The sequence below is a fragment of the Meiothermus luteus genome (assembly GCF_003574085.1).
Classification (GTDB): domain Bacteria; phylum Deinococcota; class Deinococci; order Deinococcales; family Thermaceae; genus Meiothermus; species Meiothermus luteus.
In genome coordinates this window covers 1-17,014 of record NZ_QWKZ01000060.1, presented here as the reverse complement: position 1 = coordinate 17,014, position 17,014 = coordinate 1, and the positions used below count along the sequence as shown (strand labels likewise).

General features: G+C 63.3%; 16 protein-coding genes and 1 pseudogene. 5 read left to right on the top strand and 12 right to left on the bottom strand.

The window, feature by feature from the left end; genetic code table 11:
• The 6 genes from Mlute_RS09650 to Mlute_RS09625 form a co-directional block, all read right to left on the bottom strand.
• On the bottom strand, window positions 1-923 hold a 923-nt coding region (locus Mlute_RS09650; RefSeq protein ID WP_182482523.1), incomplete at its 3' end, for an Hpt domain-containing protein.
• A gap of 9 nt (window positions 924-932) precedes the next feature.
• A complete protein-coding gene (locus Mlute_RS09645; protein WP_119360466.1) occupies window positions 933-3,248 on the bottom strand; it encodes a methyl-accepting chemotaxis protein in 2,316 nt (771 codons plus the stop codon).
• Window positions 3,249-3,260: 12 nt separating this feature from the next.
• Window positions 3,261-5,519 carry a methyl-accepting chemotaxis protein gene (locus Mlute_RS09640; protein WP_119360465.1) on the bottom strand — a complete coding sequence of 753 codons (2,259 nt, stop codon included), beginning with the start codon at window positions 5,517-5,519 and terminating at the stop codon, window positions 3,261-3,263.
• Window positions 5,516-6,271 carry an MHYT domain-containing protein gene (locus Mlute_RS09635; RefSeq protein ID WP_119360464.1) on the bottom strand — a complete coding sequence of 252 codons (756 nt, stop codon included), beginning with the start codon at window positions 6,269-6,271 and terminating at the stop codon, window positions 5,516-5,518. Before Mlute_RS09635 ends, Mlute_RS09640 begins: the two co-directional genes overlap by 4 nt.
• Before the next feature lie 3 nt (window positions 6,272-6,274).
• On the bottom strand, window positions 6,275-6,742 hold the full coding sequence (locus Mlute_RS09630) for a chemotaxis protein CheW (RefSeq protein WP_119360463.1): 468 nt from the start codon (window positions 6,740-6,742) through the stop codon (window positions 6,275-6,277).
• 1 nt (window position 6,743) lies between these two features.
• Window positions 6,744-7,100 carry a response regulator gene (locus Mlute_RS09625; protein ID WP_119360462.1) on the bottom strand — a complete coding sequence of 119 codons (357 nt, stop codon included), beginning with the start codon at window positions 7,098-7,100 and terminating at the stop codon, window positions 6,744-6,746.
• A 161-nt stretch (window positions 7,101-7,261) separates the two neighbouring features.
• Here Mlute_RS09625 and Mlute_RS09620 point away from each other — a divergent pair, with 161 nt between their 5' ends.
• Window positions 7,262-7,666, top strand: a complete 405-nt coding sequence (locus tag Mlute_RS09620; RefSeq protein WP_119360461.1) for a universal stress protein — start codon at window positions 7,262-7,264, stop codon at window positions 7,664-7,666.
• Window positions 7,667-7,701: 35 nt separating this feature from the next.
• On the opposite strand, the gene Mlute_RS09615 is transcribed toward Mlute_RS09620, so the two are convergent.
• Together Mlute_RS09615 and glpK are read right to left on the bottom strand one after the other, a co-directional pair.
• Window positions 7,702-8,040, bottom strand: coding sequence for a dolichyl-phosphate-mannose-protein mannosyltransferase (locus tag Mlute_RS09615; RefSeq protein ID WP_119360460.1), 339 nt, complete (start codon window positions 8,038-8,040; stop codon window positions 7,702-7,704).
• 49 nt (window positions 8,041-8,089) lie between these two features.
• Window positions 8,090-9,568, bottom strand: coding sequence for a glycerol kinase GlpK (glpK, locus tag Mlute_RS09610; RefSeq protein WP_119360459.1), 1,479 nt, complete (start codon window positions 9,566-9,568; stop codon window positions 8,090-8,092).
• A 68-nt stretch (window positions 9,569-9,636) separates the two neighbouring features.
• Here glpK and Mlute_RS09605 point away from each other — a divergent pair, with 68 nt between their 5' ends.
• A complete protein-coding gene (locus tag Mlute_RS09605; RefSeq protein ID WP_119360458.1) occupies window positions 9,637-10,854 on the top strand; it encodes a Gfo/Idh/MocA family protein in 1,218 nt (405 codons plus the stop codon).
• Between the two features lie 2 nt (window positions 10,855-10,856).
• On the opposite strand, the gene pstB is transcribed toward Mlute_RS09605, so the two are convergent.
• The 4 genes from pstB to Mlute_RS09585 are packed head-to-tail and all read right to left on the bottom strand — an operon-like array spanning window position 10,857 to window position 14,827.
• Window positions 10,857-11,666, bottom strand: coding sequence for a phosphate ABC transporter ATP-binding protein PstB (gene pstB, locus Mlute_RS09600; RefSeq protein WP_119360457.1), 810 nt, complete (start codon window positions 11,664-11,666; stop codon window positions 10,857-10,859).
• A 2-nt stretch (window positions 11,667-11,668) separates the two neighbouring features.
• Window positions 11,669-12,886, bottom strand: coding sequence for a phosphate ABC transporter permease PstA (gene pstA / locus Mlute_RS09595; RefSeq protein ID WP_119360456.1), 1,218 nt, complete (start codon window positions 12,884-12,886; stop codon window positions 11,669-11,671).
• Window positions 12,886-13,797: a phosphate ABC transporter permease subunit PstC gene (pstC, locus tag Mlute_RS09590; protein ID WP_119360455.1), complete on the bottom strand. Its 912-nt coding sequence runs from the start codon at window positions 13,795-13,797 to the stop codon at window positions 12,886-12,888. Before pstC ends, pstA begins: the two co-directional genes overlap by 1 nt.
• Before the next feature lie 55 nt (window positions 13,798-13,852).
• Window positions 13,853-14,827, bottom strand: a complete 975-nt coding sequence (locus Mlute_RS09585; RefSeq protein WP_119360454.1) for a PstS family phosphate ABC transporter substrate-binding protein — start codon at window positions 14,825-14,827, stop codon at window positions 13,853-13,855.
• Window positions 14,828-14,946: 119 nt separating this feature from the next.
• On the opposite strand from Mlute_RS09585, the gene mobA reads away from it, so the two are divergent.
• The 3 genes and pseudogenes from mobA to Mlute_RS09570 all read left to right on the top strand — a co-directional run.
• Window positions 14,947-15,492 carry a molybdenum cofactor guanylyltransferase gene (gene mobA, locus Mlute_RS09580; RefSeq protein WP_182482524.1) on the top strand — a complete coding sequence of 182 codons (546 nt, stop codon included), beginning with the start codon at window positions 14,947-14,949 and terminating at the stop codon, window positions 15,490-15,492.
• Between the two features lie 43 nt (window positions 15,493-15,535).
• Window positions 15,536-16,582 carry a rod shape-determining protein gene (mreB, locus tag Mlute_RS09575; protein WP_119360452.1) on the top strand — a complete coding sequence of 349 codons (1,047 nt, stop codon included), beginning with the start codon at window positions 15,536-15,538 and terminating at the stop codon, window positions 16,580-16,582.
• A gap of 12 nt (window positions 16,583-16,594) precedes the next feature.
• A pseudogene (locus Mlute_RS09570) lies at window positions 16,595-17,014 on the top strand (LpxD N-terminal domain-containing protein); the annotation flags it as partial.

Here is a 17,014-nt window from a genome sequence, read left to right as displayed (position 1 = left end):
GGGCTAGGGGGCGGGCTGGGCTCGGCAGGGCCCGGGTCAGTAGGTGCTTGGCCCAGCAGGGGGACCAGGTTGCCTTGCACGCGGTGCAGAGCCTGGGGAAGGGTTAGAGCGGCCTGGGGGTCTTTTCCTTCGGCCACCGCAACCATCTGCCCCAGCACTTCGATTCCTTCCAGCACCACCTGGGCGACCTCGGGCCCCCAGGCCCGCCGGCCTTCCCGGACCTCCACCAAGAGGTCCTCGAGCTGGTGGGCGAAGGCGCCGATGGGCCTGCAACCCACCGAGTAGGCTGCTCCCTTGACGGTGTGCATAGCCCGGAAGAGGCTTCGGAGGGCCTCCTCGGTCTGCCCTTCTCCTTCCATCTGGAGCAGGGCTTGGCTGGCCAGGTCCAGGTTTTCCAGGGTTTCAGGGGCAAAGAAGTCCCAGAATTCCTGGTTTTGCTGGTAAAAGCGGGCCAGCTCCTCGGCTATCCCACCGCCCTCAGGGGCAGGGGGCGCCTCAGCCTCGCTTTCCGCCGAAGTAGGGAGGAAGGCCTCCGGGTTGAGGGCGGTCAGCTCCCGGATGAGGTCGGCTGCGCCCAACCGGCCCAGCTCGAGGCCCACTTGCCCTTCCTTGCCGGTTATAGCGATGTTCTCCAGGGCGGTGGTGAGCACTGCCGTGGCCTGCTGGACGAACTCGACGACCTTTTCCCGCTGGGCCTCGGTGTAGCGCGGGGCGCCTTCTAGGATGCGTTCAACCAGGGCCCCCAGGTGGGCGGTCTGGGGAAAACCGTAGAGGCCAGCCGAGCCCTTGAGCCGATGGGCCATGACCACCAGGGGCTCGTGCCGCCCAATGGCCAGGAACTCCGCGGTCTGCTCGAGCATCGCCACAGTCTCCCAGGCCTCGTCCAAAAAGCTTTGAAGGAGATCGGGCGTTGCGGTGGACATTTAGAACCCCTACGACAGGCGGAAGCGGGCCAGGTTGCCCGCGAGCTGGGCGGCCAGGGTGCGCATCCCCTCGGCTGAGCGGCGGCCCTCCTGGCTTTGCGCTTGGGTTTGCTGAGCGGTCTGGGCAATCTTCTGCACGGCCTGGTCTACCCGCTCCACCGCGCTCACCTGGGTCTGGGCTAGGCTCGAGATTTCCTGGGCCAGTCGGGCCGACTGGGCGGCGAGCTGGGCGATGTCCTCCAGGCGGTTCCCTGCGCTCTGGGCCACCGCGTGGCCGGTCGTGGCCTCTCGCACCCCCTCCTGCACCCGTTCTACCACCCGGGCAACCTCGCCTTGCACCTGCTGCACCAAGGCGTTGGCCCGGGCGGTTTCTCGGGCCGATTCCTCGGCCAGCTTGCGGATTTCTTCGGCCACAACGGCAAAGCGACGTCCTGCCGGACCCGCCCCGGCGGCCTCAAAGGCGGCGTTCAAGGCCAACAGGTTGGTCTGGGAGGCAAACTCCTCCAGCACCCGGGTAATGCCCTCAATTTCGGCCGAGCGCTCCGCCAGGCTCTGCACGCTCTCGGCGATGGCCTGCATCTCACTGCGGATGTCGCTCATGCTGGAGAGGGTCTGGGTTACGGCCCGCTGGCCCTGTTGGGCGGCCTCGAGGGTCTCCTGGGCAGCCTGGGCAGCGCTTCCGGCCCGCTCGGCCATCTGCCGAATCCCCTGGCTGAGCTGGTGAGTCTGCTCCTGCACTTGCCGGACTTCCCCAGCCTGGGCGAGCGCGCCGGTGGCGATGGAGGCGGTGAGCCGGTCTACCTGGGCTGCGCTTTGGTTCACCGATTCGGCGGCTTCCTTGACCTCTTTGAGCAGGTGGCCAATCTCCTCTACGGTGAAGTTGACCGCGTCCACCACGCTCCCCAGCACGTCCTCGGTGACCTCGCCGCGCCGGGTCAAATCGCCCTTGGCTATCTCGGTGGCAACCTCCAGAAAGCGGCGCACATTTTCTTGCAGCCGCAAGCCCCGCTGGCGCTCCGCTTCCTGCTGCTCCATCAGGCTCCTTAGGGTCAGGATGGACTGGTTGAGGGTCTTGCCCACCAGGCCCAACTCGTCCCTCGAGCGCAGCCGGACCAGCGAGGAGAGGTTTCCCCGGCCCAGCTCAACCGCGGTTTTGCTCAGCTCACCCAGGGGGGCCAGGATGGAGTTGAGCACCCCGAGGATCAGCCACAAGGAAAGGGCCAGGGCGGAGAGTACGATGAACAGGCTGAGCACCTGCCGGTTGACCAGGTGGCCCTGCCGCCCGTCGAGCGCGCTGTTGAGTTGGTTGAAACCCGCGTTTTGCAGGGCGAAGTAGGCCTCAATGGGCCGACCTAGCTGCTCGTAGAACAGCGCGGAATCCAGGCCCATGCGTCGGCTTAGCACCTCCCTGCGGGTTAATTCAACCGCTCCTTCGGTGATGGCTCGAGCTGAGGAAACCTGCTCGCCAAGGCCGCTCTCAAGGCTGGGGTTGGCCTGCAGGGCATTTTGGATGGAGCGCTCCAGGCTGGCCGTTACCGAGGGAACCTCCCAGGGCTGGCTGCTGCGGCTGGTCAGGGCCATCAGCAGCCCGCTGAGCCGGCGTTCCTGTTCGGGGGTAAGGCTTTTGGACTGCAGCACAGCGCTGCCCAGCCCCTGCACCAGGCTCAGGGCCTCCATAACCTGAGGCAGGCGGTAGACCACGCTGTCCACCAGCCAGTAGACCTGGACGGTGGGGTCCAGCAGAAGGTTTGACTGGGAGGCGATCTGCTCGTTGAGAGCGAAGAGCTGCTGGATGAGCTGGGTGTGCTCCCGGATGTATAGCTCGGCGTTGGTGTTCAGCGCCAGGGTGGTATCCCACCGTACCTTTAGGGCCTCCAGCCTCCTGCCTAGGCCCAGGGGGTCCCCCTGGCTGCGAAGGGTCTGTTCCAGTAAGGCAAAACCGCGGTTGACCTCCTCGGCCTTTTGGCTCCGCGAAATCGCCAGTTCCTGGTTCCCAGAGAGAACCGCCGCGCTCATGCTGCGGTGTTCGGAGATGTTTTTGATGAGGGCGCTGGTCTGCTGCAGCAGCAGGGCCCCTTGCTTTTCCGCCCGCACGAAGTTGATGTCGGCTTGCTGCTCCAACACCAGCGAGAAAAGCAGGTAGAAAAGGGGGAAGAGCAGGGGCAGCACCAGGAGGGCCAGCTTGTATGGGATACGCAGGTTTCCAAAAAATCCGGTGACGGGCGCTTCCAGAAGCTCAGCGTCTACCCGCAGCTTGCGCGACTGGGCCCCCAAGAGCCCCACTTGCTTGACTTCGATTTCGCGAAATTCGCGCTGCAAGGCCATAATCCCTCCGCATTAGGCGGGCAGCCGGAAGCGCGAGAGGCCCTGGCTTAGCTGCTGGGCCAGCGTTTGCAGCTCCTCGGCAGTTTGACGGCCCTTGCGGCTTTCCTCGTCGGTTTGCAAGGCGGTATCGTAGATGTCCTGCACCAGACCGGTTACCTCCTCCACCCGGGCCACCTGGGCCTCTGCGGCTTCGGCCACGCGGCGGGCTGCTTCTGCGGTTTGCTGGGAAAGTGCGGCGATTTGCTCGAGCTTGCTCCCGGCCTCGGTGGCGATGCGGTAACCCTGCTCCACCTCGCGGGTACCGCCTTCTACCGAGATCACCACACCTTGAATCTCGCTTTGGATGCCCTTGACCAGCAAGCTGATCCGCTGGGCCGCGCGGGCGGCGTCCTCGGCCAGCTTGCGCACCTGGTCGGCCACCACCGCGAAGCGGGCCCCGGCCTCGCCGGCCCCGGCCGCCTCAATGGCAGCGTTCAGGGCCAGAAGGTTGGTCTGCTTGGCAATCCGGGAGATGGTGTCCACCACCTCAGAGATTTCCAGCGAGCGGTCGGAAAGCCCCTTGATGCTCTTGGAGATGCTCTGCACTTCTCGGCGAATATTTTGCATGCCGAAAAGGGTGTTCTGCACAGCGGTTTGCCCTTCCAGCGCCACCTCCTTGGCCCGCAGCGCCAGGGCCGTGCCCTGCAGGATTTGTTCGGCCATCTGGCGAATTTCATCGGTGGTGTCTAGGGCCTCAATACGGGCCCGGGCCGAAAGCTCGGCTTGCGACTCGGCCTTTTCTTGGACCCGTCTCGAGCTCTCGGCCATCTGGGCCGCGCCTAGGTTCACCCTCTCGGCGGCGCTTTGCACCTGTTTGAGCAGGTGGGCAATCTCCTCCACGGTAAGGTTCACCGCGTCCACCACGTTGCCCAGCACATCCTCGGTTACCCGGCCCCGCTTGGTCAGGTCGCCTTGGGCGATTTCCATGGCCACGTTCAGGAAGGCCGCGATGTTTTCCTGGAGCAACCGGCTTTGACGGAGCTGCTCGGCGTCGGCCTCGGCCTTGGCCCTGAGCTGGGCCACGCTGTCGTTGAAGGTGCGGGCCAGTGAACCCAGTTCGTCGGCTGATTGCACCGGTACCTGCACGCTCAGGTCGCCCCTACGGAGCCGGTTGGAGGCCGCGAATAGCTGGGCCACCGGCCGGGCGATGGAGCGGGCCACCGCGCCTACCAGGGTGAAGGTGAGGGCCAGGGCCAGGGCGATGCCCACGAAGACCAGAAGCTGCTCTCGCAGAAGCGTGGCGATCCGTTGCTCCACCAGCCGGTCTATCCGATTCATTAAGGCCAGGTTGTAGGTTTCCAGCCCTTCTAGGGCCTGGTCAAAGGCCGCGGCGTACTGGCTGGGACGGTAGGTAAGACGGGGTGGGGTAGCCACCTCGTTGACCGCTAGGGCGTAGGCGTCCCGGACCAGGGCATCGGTCCGGGCGTAGTCTTCCAGAAGGGGCTCCAGGCCCGGGTTGAGCCGGGCCGCACCCTCTAGCTCCCGGGCCAGTTCGCTCAGGGCTTGGTTGATGCGGCGGGCCATGGCGCTTACCTCCACCCGCTCGCCTGGGCTGAGGCTGCCCCGGCTCAGGGCGTACTGCCCCAGGCTGCGCAACCGGGAGAGCTCTTGGTGCAGGGCTGGGAGGCTGCCGATTACCGAGCGCTGCAAGTAGTGGATATCCACCCCGGAAAGCATGGCCAGGCCCGACTGGTTGCCGATTTCCTCCATCAGGTCGCGGATTTCCTGGGCCAGCACCTGGCTGGCCTCAAAGCTGTTTAGGGCGCTAATGGTTGGGCCTTGGTTCTTGATCCGCTCCCAGTCGTAGCGGATCTGGGCGATTTTTTCGGTTAGCCCCCAGCCCCAGCGCTCGCCTAAGGTGGTGTTGAGCCGGTTTAGCTCCTCTAGCCAAGCATCTACCTGGGCCGCGATGGCCTCGGCTTGGGCGCTTTGGCCTTCCAGGGCCCGCTGGTATTGGCTGGCGCCAAAGAACAACTGCTGAGCCACCCTTAGGTAATCCAGACCGATGTAGGCGCTGTAGCTGGCCTCAAAGCGCTGCGCGTTCTCGCGGTACAGCAGAACCGTGGTCAGGGCGATGGGAGCCAGGAAGGCCAGGCTGATGAACAGGAGCTTCTGCCAGATTTTGAGCGAGCCCAGCACCCCCCCGCTGGGCAGGAGCAGGGTGGTCCCGGGGGATGCAGCACGCCGCCAGGGGGGGCGCAGGGCAGTGGGCTTGGGGCCGTGCTGGGTCATGCTTCCACCTCCAGGCTGCGCTCACTGGCGCTTTCCAGCAGAAAGCCAGCGAAAAGGGGCAGCGCGCTAAGCGCGACCGCTAGAAGGATGAAGAAATTGAGGGAAAGGAGCCCCTGGAAGGCGAGCTGAGCGTGGGAGGTGTCGGGGTTGGGCGTGAAGCGGACCGCCAGCATGGCGGTGTAGTGCATGAAGGGGATGGCCAGGCCAGTGAGGGTGGCGGCGAGTAGGTTGCGCAGGGGTATCCGGTCAAAAGCGGGGCTGGTGAGGCTCCACATCCCAAAAGTGCCCAGCACTACCGCCACCAGCACGGAGAGGGCCACCAAGGGCGGGTCAAAGCTCATCTTGGCATCAAGCCGCATGGCCAGCATGCCGGTGTAGTGCATAGCCCCGATGCCGATGCCCAGGAAGAACCCCGCTCCCAGCACCCCAAGCCCCCCCACCTGGGGCCTGCGCACCATCTGGAAGGCGGCCGCAGCCCCCAGGATGGCCAGCAAAACCGAGACCAGGGTGAGCAGGGGGTCGTAGGAGGCCAGCAGGTCCTCCAGCTGCAGGGCGATCATGGCGGTAAAGTGCATCGCCCAGACCCCCATTCCGTAGGTGAAGGCGCCCATCCAAAGCCAAGAGGGGCTTTGGTGTCCCTGGCGCATCCGGCGGATGACCACCAAGGCGGCGTACGAGGCGAATATGGCGATCACGAACGAGGCTCCTACCAGCAGGGGGTCGTGGTGCATGGGAAGGTGGTTTTGCTCCATTGACTAACTCCTTTCCACCTGGCCTTGGAGGCTTGGCCGAAGGAGGGGGGTGGGGGGGAAGACCTCCTGGGAGAGGTAGGTAAGAAGACGGCCAACGTCTAGGAGGCCAATGAGCCTGCCCTCTTCTTCCACCAGGCCGCTGAGGACAGGGGTTTCGCTGGGTCTTGTTTCTGAAAGGATGCGGATGAGCCCGACCACCTCGTCAATCCAGAAAGCCAGGGGTTGCCCTGCCGCGTCCACCAGGGCGGCCAGCCCTGGCCTGGCCGGGGTGGCGTTTAGAACCTGGCTCAGGTCAAAGAGGGGGATCACCTGGCCCTGATAGGCGAAAAGGCCCAGCAAGGGTCTGGGGACCAGCGGTACGGGGGTGAGTTGATCCACCTCCAAGACCTCCTTGAGGGCCTTTGGCTCCACCCCCAAGAAAGCCTCGCCTAAGCGCAGTACCCAAATTGACTGGAAGGCGGCAGGGGTCATATTAGAGCAGCTCTTGCACGGCTTTGCGCAGCGCCTCGGGGGTGTAGGGCTTGGTTAGGTAACCGTTGGCCCCTTGGCGCTTGCCCCACTCAATGTCAGTGGGCTCGCCCTTGGAGCTTATGATGAGCACCGGGATGTGCTTGGTGGCCTCGTTGCGCCGCAGTGAGCGCAGGATTTCATAGCCGTTGCGGCCGGGCATTACCACGTCCAGCAGCACCGCATCTGGCTTTTCCGCCTCTATACGCTGCTCCGCGTTTTCACCGCCTTGGTAGAGCACCACCTGGTGGTAAGGGGAGAGGGCGCTTTCAATGAGCTTTAGGTCGGCCAGGGAATCGTCTATAGCGATGAGTTTTGCCATGGCTTCCTCCGCTTGTGCGGGGTTAAGGGCGGCTATCCCCGCAGGGTACCCCCAAGTTACGCGAACCGTGACCCCCCTCCTGTGATGGATGCACAACCCGGTTTTGCCGGGGCGTTACGTCGGCTAGGGGTAGGCAGTCTATGGGAAAATTAGGGGGCGCTATGTCTGGCCAAATTTTGCTCGCCTACGACGGTTCACCGCACGCCCGCAAGGCCGCGGCAATAGCCTCCGACCTGGCCCGGCGCTACCGGGCGCGGGTGTGCTTGGTGTACGCCTACGACCCTATATCAGGCTACCTGGGGGAGCCTTTCCTGCAGGAGGCTACTGAGGCGGCGGAAAAGATTGTGCAGGAGGCCCGCTCCCTTTTGGGGGGAGGGCTCGAGGTGGAAGTAGAAACCCTAGAGGGCCCCCCAGCGGAGGCCATTCTGCGGGTGGCAGAGGTGCGCAAGGTGGACCTGATTGTCATGGGGACACGCGGCCTAGGCCGGCTCGAGGGGCTGCTCTTGGGCAGCCAGAGTCAAAAGGTTCTGACCCACGCCCAAAGCCCGGTGCTGCTGGCCAGGTGAGCCGCCGCGCTATCCCTTGGGCGTTGGAAAAAGGCTTAGCTTTTCCTACCCAGGCGCTCTTGGACCGCCTTGGCCAGTTCCTCGGCTTTGGCCCTAGCCTGCTCGGCGGCTTGTTGTACCTGCTCGCTCAGGTGTTTGAGCTGGTCGGGTACCCCGTCTTGGTCCTTGTCCAGGCTGGTTTTGAACTCCTCAAAGCGGGTCCTGGCCTGCTCAGCGGCCTGCTTGGCCTGGTTTAGGAGGCCCTGAAGCTGGTCCGGGACCCCGTCTTGGTCCTTGTCCAGATTGGCCCGGACCTCACCGATCTTGGCCTCGGCTTGCTTCAGGGCGTTCTCGGCGGCTTCGCGGGCTTTTTGGGCGAGTTCTTTGAAGTCCATACTCCCTCCTCGAGCCATCGTAGCACTGGAGGATGAGCAGGAGGCAAGCTTAGGCTTCGGCCCAGCCCCGGGCCCGCTCCACTGCCCTCTTCCACCCGCGGTAAAGCCGCTCCCGCTGAGCTTCTGGCATCTGGGGAGTAAAGCGACCCCCGGCGGCCCACCGCCTGGAGATCTCAGCCTTGGAGAGAAGCCCCGCCCCCACTGCGGCTAGGTAGGCGGCCCCCAGCACGGTGGTTTCAATGACCTTCGGGGCTGCTAAAAGGTCGGCTTGGAACTGCATAAGAAGCTCGTTGGCGCTGGCCCCCCCGTCTACCCGCAGCTCGGAGAGCTGGAGACCCGCGTCGGCCTCCATGGCCTCTAGCACCTCCCGGCTTTGGTAGGCGATGGCCTCGAGGGCTGCCCGGGCAAGGTGGGCGGCGGTGCTGCCCCGGGTAAGACCGATGATGGTGCCCCGGGCGTAGGCGTCCCAGTAGGGGGCCCCCAGGCCCACAAAGGCGGGGACAAAGTAGACCCCCTCGGTGCTCTCCACCCGGCGGGCCAGGGCCTCCACCTCGCTCGAGCTTTGGATAATCCCAAGACCATCCCGCAACCACTGCACCGCTGCCCCAGCCACGAAGACTGAGCCTTCTAGGGCGTATTCGGGCGCTTCTCCCTCGAGCTGCCAGGCCAGCGTGGTGAGTAGGCCGTTTTTTGAGGCCACCGGCGCTTTCCCAGTGTTCATCAATAGGAAGCAGCCGGTCCCGTAGGTGTTCTTGGCCATGCCCGGGGAAAAGCATGCCTGGCCGAAAAGCGCAGCTTGCTGGTCGCCGGCTACCCCGGTGATGGGGATGGCCGCGCCGAGCAGCTCTGGTAGGGTCCGGCCAAAAAGCCCTGCCGAAGGCCGTATTTCCGGAAGCAAGGCTTTGGGAACCCCTAGGATGCGTAGCAACTCCTCGTCCCAGCTTAGGGTCTGTAAGTTCATCAGCAGGGTGCGGGAGGCGTTGGAAGCATCGGTGGCGTGTACCTGGCCTCCAGTTAGGTTGTAGATGAGCCAGCTGTCCACCGTACCAAAGCACAGCTCACCCTTTATGGCCCGCTCCTTGAGACCCGGCAAGTTTTCCAGCAGCCAGCTTACCTTGGTGCCGGAAAAGTAGGGGTCCAGCACCAGCCCGGTTTTCTGGCGAAAAAGGGCCTCGTGGCCCTCCTCCTTCAATCTCTCGCAGGCCCTTGCCGTGCGCCGGTCTTGCCAAACGATGGCCCGATGCACCGGCTTGCCGGTGGTCCGCTCCCAGATTAGGGTGGTCTCGCGTTGGTTGGTGATGCCCAAAGCCTGAATCTCCCCCGGCTCTACCCCGGCCCGCGCGATGGCCTTGCGGGCTACCTGAAGCTGGGTGTGCCAGATTTCCATGGGGTCGTGCTCCACCCAGCCAGGCTCGGGGAAGTGCTGGGCAAACTCCTGTTGGGCTAGGCCGAGCGGCCTTCCCTCCAGGTCAAAGATGATGGCGCGGCTGCTGGTGGTTCCCTGGTCTAGGGCCAGAACGTAGGGCATATCTCCTCCTAGATGGCGATTCTAACGCAGGCTGTTCCCATTAAGATTTTAGATTTATAATCTAAAAGATGAAACGCAACAAGGAGTTCGCCAACCGGCTGCACGCCCTCTCCCCCCGTTTTGCCTACATCCCCAAAGAAGACCGCTTCTTGATGGACCCAGGCCCCCTCAAGTACCGCTTCAACGTCATCGGTGCGGGGGTCAACGGCCAGGAGCACATCGCCGTGACCATGCTCGAGGGCCGTTGCACCGTCCATGGGGTCTACGACCCCAACCCCTCGAGCGTGGAGGCCGCCCGCCGAGTCAAGGCCCGTTTCTCAGACGAGCCTTTGGTGGTCTACGAGAGCCTCGAGGCGGCCTGCTTGGACCCTCAGGTGGATGCCCTCATCATCTGCACCCCCAACCATACCCATTTGGAGGTGCTCAAGGTGGCGGTCCAATCGGGTAAGCACATCCTCCTAGAAAAGCCCATGGCCACCAACATCCCCGACGCCTACGAGATATGGCAGATTGCGCAAAACTACCCCAAAGTGCTCCAGATTGGCCTGCAGTACCGCTATAAGCCCATCTATGTGGAGGCCATCCACGAGGCTAAGGTGCGCCGGAGCCTGGGGGAGATCAAGACCATCACCATCCTCGAGCACCGCGAGCCTTTTCTGGACAAGGTGGGCCAGTGGAACAAGTTTTCCAAATACTCAGGAGGAACCCTAGTAGAGAAGTGCTGCCACTACTTTGACCTATTTAACCTCTTTGCTGAGTCGCGACCGGTGAGCGTATACGCGGTGGGCAGCCAGGCTGTGAACTTCAAGGACTTTGAGTACCGCGGGGAGCGCTCCGACATCCTGGACAACGCCTTCGTCATCGTGGAGTACGAGAACGGGGTGCGGGCCAACTTCAACCTTTGCATGTTCGCTCCCATGGTCTACGAGGAAATTGTGATTTGCGGTGACGAGGGCCGCCTCAAGGCCAGTGAGGGGGTGAACGGCCAGGCCTACTCCAGGTGGGCCAACTACCTAGAGGTCATTGCTCTTCCCGACCGCACCTCCCGCACCATGACCCCGAGCTACCCGGCCATTATTGAGGAGACCGGACATAGCGGGGCCACCTACCACGAGCACCTGCGCTTCATTGAGGCCATGGACGGCCAGCCCTCCTCCGCGGCCACCGCAGAGGAGGGCTTCTGGAGCGTGGTGGTGGGGGTAGCCGCGGAGACCTCGGTCAGGCGGGGGGGGAGGGTGATGATTGGGGAGCTGCTGGCGGAAAACGGCCTGGGCCACCTGGCCTGAGCTTAGCCGAAGCGGCCGGTGATGTAGGCCTCGGTACGCTTGTCCTTTGGGTTGGTGAAAAGAACGTTGGTGGGGCCTTCTTCAATCAGCACGCCCAGGTGCATGAAGATGGTGCGGTCGGCGATGCGGGCAGCCTGCTGCATGTTGTGGGTGACGATGATCAGGGAGTAGTGCTGCTTTAGCTCCAATAGCAGCGACTCAATTCGCTCGGTAGCGATGGGGTCAAGGGCGCTGGTAGGCTCGTCCAGGAGCAGCAGGGGCGGTTCTGCGGCGATGGCCCGGGCGATGCAAAGGCGTTGCTGCTGGCCTCCCGAGAGGCGCAGGGCGATTTCGTGAAGCTTGTCCTTGACCTCCTCCCAAAGCGCAGCCCTGCGCAGGGCCTGCTCCACCACCTCATCTAAGCCCTCCTTTTGCCCCTGCAAGCGTAGGCTGAAGACTACGTTTTCGTAGATGGACTTAGGGAAGGGATTGGGTTTTTGGAAGACCATACCGATGTGCCGGCGCACCTCCACCGGGTCTACCCTCGGGTCGTAGATGTCCACCCCCTCGTAGATGACCTTGCCCTCTATGCGCACCCCGGGGATCAGGTCATTCATGCGGTTGAGCGAACGGAGCAGGGTAGATTTGCCGCAACCGGAAGGCCCGATAATGGCGGTGATTTTGTTGCGGGGGAAGTTGACCGAGACGTTGTAGAGGGCCTGGTGCTTCCCGTAGTAGAGGTTCAGGTTTTGCACCTGAATAACCGCTTCCTCGGCCGGCACGGGCTCCCAGCGTACGGTTTCGTGACCTATGGCAACCTCTTGTAGCATCATGCTTACCACTCCACTCGGTAACGGCGCCTTATCCAGAAGGCCAGCGCATAAAGCCCCGCCAAGGTAACCAGCAGGACGATGATGCCTGCGGCGGCGGTGTTGGCGAACTCGCTGAGGTTAGCTGAAATCCAGAGGTATATCTGCACTGGAAGGACGGTGTACTCGGAGAAGATGCCCCTTGGAACGAAGGCTACATAGGCCGCGGCCCCAACGATAAGCAGAGGGGCAGCCTCACCGATGGCCCGCGTTGCGGCCAGGATGACCCCGGTGGCGATGCCGGGGATGCTGGAGGGGAGTACCACCATGGTCACGGTCTGCCACTTGGTGGCCCCCAGGGCGTAGGCCGCGAACCGTATGGAGTCTGGCACGGATCGCAGCGCCTCGCGGGCAGCTATGGTGATGGTGGGCATGATTAGGAGGGCCATGGTCAAAGCGGCGGAGATGATGGTGGGCCCGAACTCCATGCCTCGTACGAACACGGCCAGCCCGAGGAGGCCGAAGACGATGCTGGGCACCCCGGCCAGGTTGCGCAGGTTGACCTCAATGAAGCGGGTCAGGCGGTTTTTGGGGGCGTACTCCTCTAGGTAGATGGCGGTGCCCACCCCGATGGGGATGCTCATGGCCAAAGTGAGGCCTAGCACCCAGAGCGTCCCGAACAGGGCCACCCTGAGCCCCGCGGATATGGGGTTGCGCGAGGGGTCGCGGGTCAGAAAGGAGTAGTCCAGCCAGGGGTTCAAGCGAAGCTGTTGGTTCTCCTGAAGCCCTTCTTTGAGCTCGTTCCAGCGCCGCAAGCCCTCAAAGAGGCTGTAGTTGGCTATCCGCTCGTCGTCAATGCTGCTGACCACCCAACGCAGGGGGCCTTCTTGGGTGGCCCACATCAGCTCAACCCGGTTGCGCAGGCGGAAGACCCGCATCTCGTCGGGATCGCTCATCAAGGCAGCTACTTCCTCTGGGGACTTGCCTTGCGCCAGGAGCTCGAGGCGGATTACCTGGTCGGCGGTGAGGGCTTGACTGAGCGCGAAGCTTTTGCCGCTGGTTTCGGTGACCTCCACCACCTGCACGGACACCGTATCGTAAAGGGTGTCCAGCAGCAGCACCCCGATAAGAGCTAGGGCGATTACGGTGGGTATGACTACGGCTCGAGCGAACAGGCGGTTGATGCGGTCGCGCCTGAGGTTTTGCGGACTTTGGGAGGAATCTAGGGATAGGCCCTTTTGCATCACTCGTACCTCTCGCGGTAGCGTTCCACGATGCGCTGAGCCAGGATGTTGAAGGTTAGGGTAAGGACAAAAAGTGTTGTTCCAACTGAGAAAAGCGCCCGTGAGGCTAGTGATCCTGCGGGCTGGTCGCCGGTGGCCGCCTGGACGATGTAAGAGGTCATGGTGGCGATAGTTTCCCGGGGGTCTAAGGTGAGCATAGGTCGCTGCCCTGCGGCGATGGCCGCGATCATGGTCTCGCCTATGGCCCGGCTGGTGGCCAGGATGATAGCCGCCACAATGCCGGAGATGGCTGCGGGGAAGACCACCCGGGTGACCACCTCAAACTTGGTGGCCCCCAAGGCGTAGGCGGCCTCCCTTAGGCTACGGGGTACGGCCATCATGGCGTCGGAGGCTACGTTGGAGATATAGGGCAGGATGGCAAAGCCCAGCACCAGACCCGCGGAGAGCGGGTTGAAAAGGTTGAGTCCTGGAATCAGGTTTTGGAAGATGGGGGTCACAAAGAGCAGGGCAAAGTACCCAAAGACCACCGTGGGAATCCCTTCCAGTAGCTCCATAATGCCCTTGACCCGCACGCTTTGCTCAAAGGGGGCGTACTCCGATAGGTAGGCGGCGGTGAGGAGGCCTAGGGGGATAGCCACGACGAGGCCGATGGCGGTGAACAGAAAGGTGCCCGCCAGCAGGGCCCCAATCCCGTAGCGCGGCTCGGCGAAAAGGGGGGTCCACTCCGGTGCGAAGAGGAACTCGAGCAGGGGAACCTGGCGGAAGAACTGCAGGGTCTCCCCGAAGAGGGTGAAGATGATCCCGGCGGTGGTGAGCACCGAGACCAGGGCTAGGAGAAACAAAACCAGCACAACGGCGCGCTCTTTTAGGCTTTTGCTGGGTTTTTTCTGGGCCCACGCGGCAGCGTTCATAGCAGCAAGAAAATATTACCCTGCCCCCATGGGAAGAGGGCAGGGTAGATAGGGGTTACTTAGCTTCGGCCTCGAGCTTCTTCATGACCTCGATCAGCGGGGTGCCCGGCTCTAGGCCGCTGAAGACCGAGCCTTTGACCCGCTTGTCCACCAGCACCTTGTTGATCCGGTAGGCTTCGTCCGGCAGCAGCACATAACCGGTCTTGCGGATAGCGGTGCGGGCGCGACTGTTGGTGAGGTAGAAGTTGATGAAGTCTTGCAAGGAGCGCTTTTCGTTCAGGCTCTTCAGGTTGACGTAGATGAAGAGCGGGCGGGAGAGGGGGCTGTAGGTGCCGTTGTTGATGGTGGCGTCGGTGGGCTCAACGCAGCCCTTGCCGTTGTCAATGGCCAGGGCCTTCAGCTTGCCTTTTTCCTCCACGTAGTAGGCGTAGCCAAAGAAGCCCATGGCGTCAACGTTGCCTTCCACCCCGCGCACCAACACGTTGTCGTCTTCAGAGGGGAAGTAATCCTTGCGGATGGCCTTGGCCTTGCCGTTGATGGCCTCGGTGAAGTAGTCAAAGGTGCCGGAGTCGGTGCCTGCCCCATAGAGCACGAGCTTGCGGTTGGGGAAGTTGGGCCGCACCTGGTTCCACTGGGTGATCTTGGAGTCAGGCTCCCAAATCCTCCGAAGCTCGGCCACGGTCAGGCACTGGGCCCAGGTGTTCCTGGGGTTGACCACCACCGTAAGGCCGTCAAAAGCCACGGGCAGCTCAATGTACTCAATGCCGTTCTTACGGCACTCGTCCATCTCGGCCTTGGTGATGGGACGGCTGGCGTTTTGCAGGTCGGTTTCGCCCACGCAGAACTTCTTGAAGCCCCCGCCGGTGCCCGAGAAGGCCACGGTGACCTTTACATCCGGCCGGATGATGTTGAACTCCTCCGCCACGGCCTGGGTGATGGGGTAGACCGTGGAGGAGCCGTCGGCCCGGATTGGCTGGGCTTGGGCCAGGCTGAGCAGGCTCAGGATTCCAAGAAGGAGGACTTTTTTCATATATGCCACCTCCGCTTGAGAGTATCGTGGGGTTTTGTCATGTTTGTGTCATTTGCCCCATGACCGGAGGATGTAGAGGGCCTTGGGGTTGGGGCCGGTGTACGATGGGGTGTATGCCAATTTGGAGCGGGGCTGTGCTGGCTGGGGGACATTCCAGCCGCTTTGGTCAGGATAAGGCACTTTACCCCTACCGTGGTCGGCCCTTGCTGGCCTGGGTCTGGGAGGCTATGGCCGAGGCCGAGGAGCGCTTTGTGGTGGCCAACCGGCCCTACCCTGGCTTTACGGTTTACCCCGACCTCCGCAAGGGAGGGGATACCCTCTCGGGCCTGCACTCTGCCCTGGCCCACGCCCGCTGCCCGTGGGTGGCGGTAGCGGCCTGTGACCAGCCCTTTTTGACCGCGGAGTTCTGGCGGTTTTTGCTGGAGCGGGTGCAGCCGCACCTTCAGGCGGTGGTGATAGGCCTAGAGGGGGCTTTGGAGCCGCTCGGGGCCCTATACCACAAGTCCTTGGAGGCCGAGGCTTTGCGGAGGCTTGAAGGGGGTCTGCTCAGGCTGCAAGACCTTATACAAAGCGTTCCTCACCTTGTCCTGGACAAGCGCGAGGTGGAGGCTCGTTTTGGCCCTCGTCTCTTCCTCAACGCCAATCGCCAAAGCGACCTGCCCTAGTCCACCTATGCCCCTCACCCACAAGCCTGTAGAATAAAGCGCTATGGCTGGCTGGTTCTCGTTTCGCGGGGAAGACGTGGGCATTGACCTGGGCACCGCCTCGGTGCTGATTTACATGCGCGGCAAGGGCATTGTCTTGCGAGAGCCTTCGGTTATCGCCATGGTGAGCGACACCAAGGAGGTCAAAGCGGTGGGGGCAGAGGCCTACCGGATGCTGGGGCGCACCCCGGGCAACATCGTGGCGGCCCGTCCCTTGAAGGACGGGGTGATTGCCGACTACACCCTAACCGAGCGGATGCTCACCTTGTTCATCAAAAAGGTCCTGCCGCCCCTGCGCTTTTTCCGGCCCCAGGTGATGGTGGGGGTGCCCTCGGGGGTGACCGAGGTAGAGCGGCGGGCGGTGGTGCAGGCCATTGTGGAGGCCGGGGCCAAGCGGGCCTACCTGATTGACGAGCCGCTGGCGGCGGCGATTGGGGCGGGGATTAAGATAGCTGAGCCCACCGGGAGCATGGTGGTGGATATAGGGGGGGGCTCGAGCGACATCGCCGTAATCTCTTTGGGCGGCATCGTGCGCTCTACCAGCCTGCGCATCGCCGGAAACGAGTTTGATGAGTCCATCATTCGCTATGTGCGCAGTAAGTACAACCTGTTGATCGGTGAACGCACCGCCGAGGATCTGAAAATCAAAATTGGCGCGGCCAAGCTGGCCCCGGGAGAACAGGAGATGGTGGCCGAGGTGCGGGGGCGCGACCTTATCTCGGGGCTGCCCAAGAGCATTGAGGTGACCACCGGGGATGTGGTGGAGGCCTTGAAGGAGCCTCTGGAGAAAATCGTCCAGGGGGTGAGGGGGGTGCTCGAGACCACCCCTCCTGAGCTGGTGGCGGACATCATTGACCGGGGCATCCTGCTTACCGGCGGGGGGGCACTCTTGCGCAACTTAGACCTGCTCCTGCAGGAGGCCACCGGGGTGCCGGTGGTGGTGGCCGAAAACGCGGTGGAGGCGGTGGCCCTAGGAACCGGAAAGGCCCTGGATATGCTCCATGTTCTGCGGGACGCCCTAGTCACCTCCGACAACGTGCTGAGGCGGTAAGCGCGAGCTGCCATGTGGCTTTCCGAAATTGCCCAGCGGCTAGGGGGGTGGCTCGAGGGGCCTGACCTTCGGGTCTCCCGGCTGGCCCCTCCGGAAGAGGCTCGGCCAGGCGAGCTGGTGGTGGTGCGGGATGAGCGCTACCTGGAGGTGGCCTTGGCCAGCGGTGCAGCTTTGTTGCTAGAAGAGGGCCTGCCTTGCCCTGCCTCCACCGGTTGTGTGCGGGTGGCTTCGGTTTACCAAGCCTGGCCCCAGGTGCTGGCCCTGTTTGAGCGGCCAGAGCGTTGGGCTGCCCCAGGCATCCACCCTACCGCCGTGGTGGAGGCGGGGGCCCACATAGACCCTACCGCCGCGGTGGGGGCCTACGCCTATGTGGGCCGGGGCGCCCGTATCGCTGCTGGGGTGGTGGTGGCCCCTTACTGCTACGTGGGGGAG

Excerpts from the sequence above, each read along its gene's own strand:
- glpK (WP_119360459.1), bottom strand. The coding sequence starts at position 9,568 with ATGCCCTACGTTCTGGCCCTAGACCAGGGAACCACCAGCAGCCGCGCC.
- Mlute_RS09635 (WP_119360464.1), bottom strand. The coding sequence starts at position 6,271 with ATGGAGCAAAACCACCTTCCCATGCACCACGACCCCCTGCTGGTAGGA.
- pstB (WP_119360457.1), bottom strand. The coding sequence starts at position 11,666 with ATGATGCTACAAGAGGTTGCCATAGGTCACGAAACCGTACGCTGGGAG.
- pstC (WP_119360455.1), bottom strand. The coding sequence starts at position 13,797 with ATGAACGCTGCCGCGTGGGCCCAGAAAAAACCCAGCAAAAGCCTAAAA.
- Mlute_RS09625 (WP_119360462.1), bottom strand. The coding sequence starts at position 7,100 with ATGGCAAAACTCATCGCTATAGACGATTCCCTGGCCGACCTAAAGCTC.
- Mlute_RS09585 (WP_119360454.1), bottom strand. The coding sequence starts at position 14,827 with ATGAAAAAAGTCCTCCTTCTTGGAATCCTGAGCCTGCTCAGCCTGGCC.
- Mlute_RS09640 (WP_119360465.1), bottom strand. The coding sequence starts at position 5,519 with ATGACCCAGCACGGCCCCAAGCCCACTGCCCTGCGCCCCCCCTGGCGG.
- Mlute_RS09620 (WP_119360461.1), top strand. The coding sequence starts at position 7,262 with ATGTCTGGCCAAATTTTGCTCGCCTACGACGGTTCACCGCACGCCCGC.
- Mlute_RS09615 (WP_119360460.1), bottom strand. The coding sequence starts at position 8,040 with ATGGACTTCAAAGAACTCGCCCAAAAAGCCCGCGAAGCCGCCGAGAAC.
- Mlute_RS09630 (WP_119360463.1), bottom strand. The coding sequence starts at position 6,742 with ATGACCCCTGCCGCCTTCCAGTCAATTTGGGTACTGCGCTTAGGCGAG.
- Mlute_RS09645 (WP_119360466.1), bottom strand. The coding sequence starts at position 3,248 with ATGGCCTTGCAGCGCGAATTTCGCGAAATCGAAGTCAAGCAAGTGGGG.
- pstA (WP_119360456.1), bottom strand. The coding sequence starts at position 12,886 with ATGCAAAAGGGCCTATCCCTAGATTCCTCCCAAAGTCCGCAAAACCTC.
- mreB (WP_119360452.1), top strand. The coding sequence starts at position 15,536 with ATGGCTGGCTGGTTCTCGTTTCGCGGGGAAGACGTGGGCATTGACCTG.
- Mlute_RS09605 (WP_119360458.1), top strand. The coding sequence starts at position 9,637 with ATGAAACGCAACAAGGAGTTCGCCAACCGGCTGCACGCCCTCTCCCCC.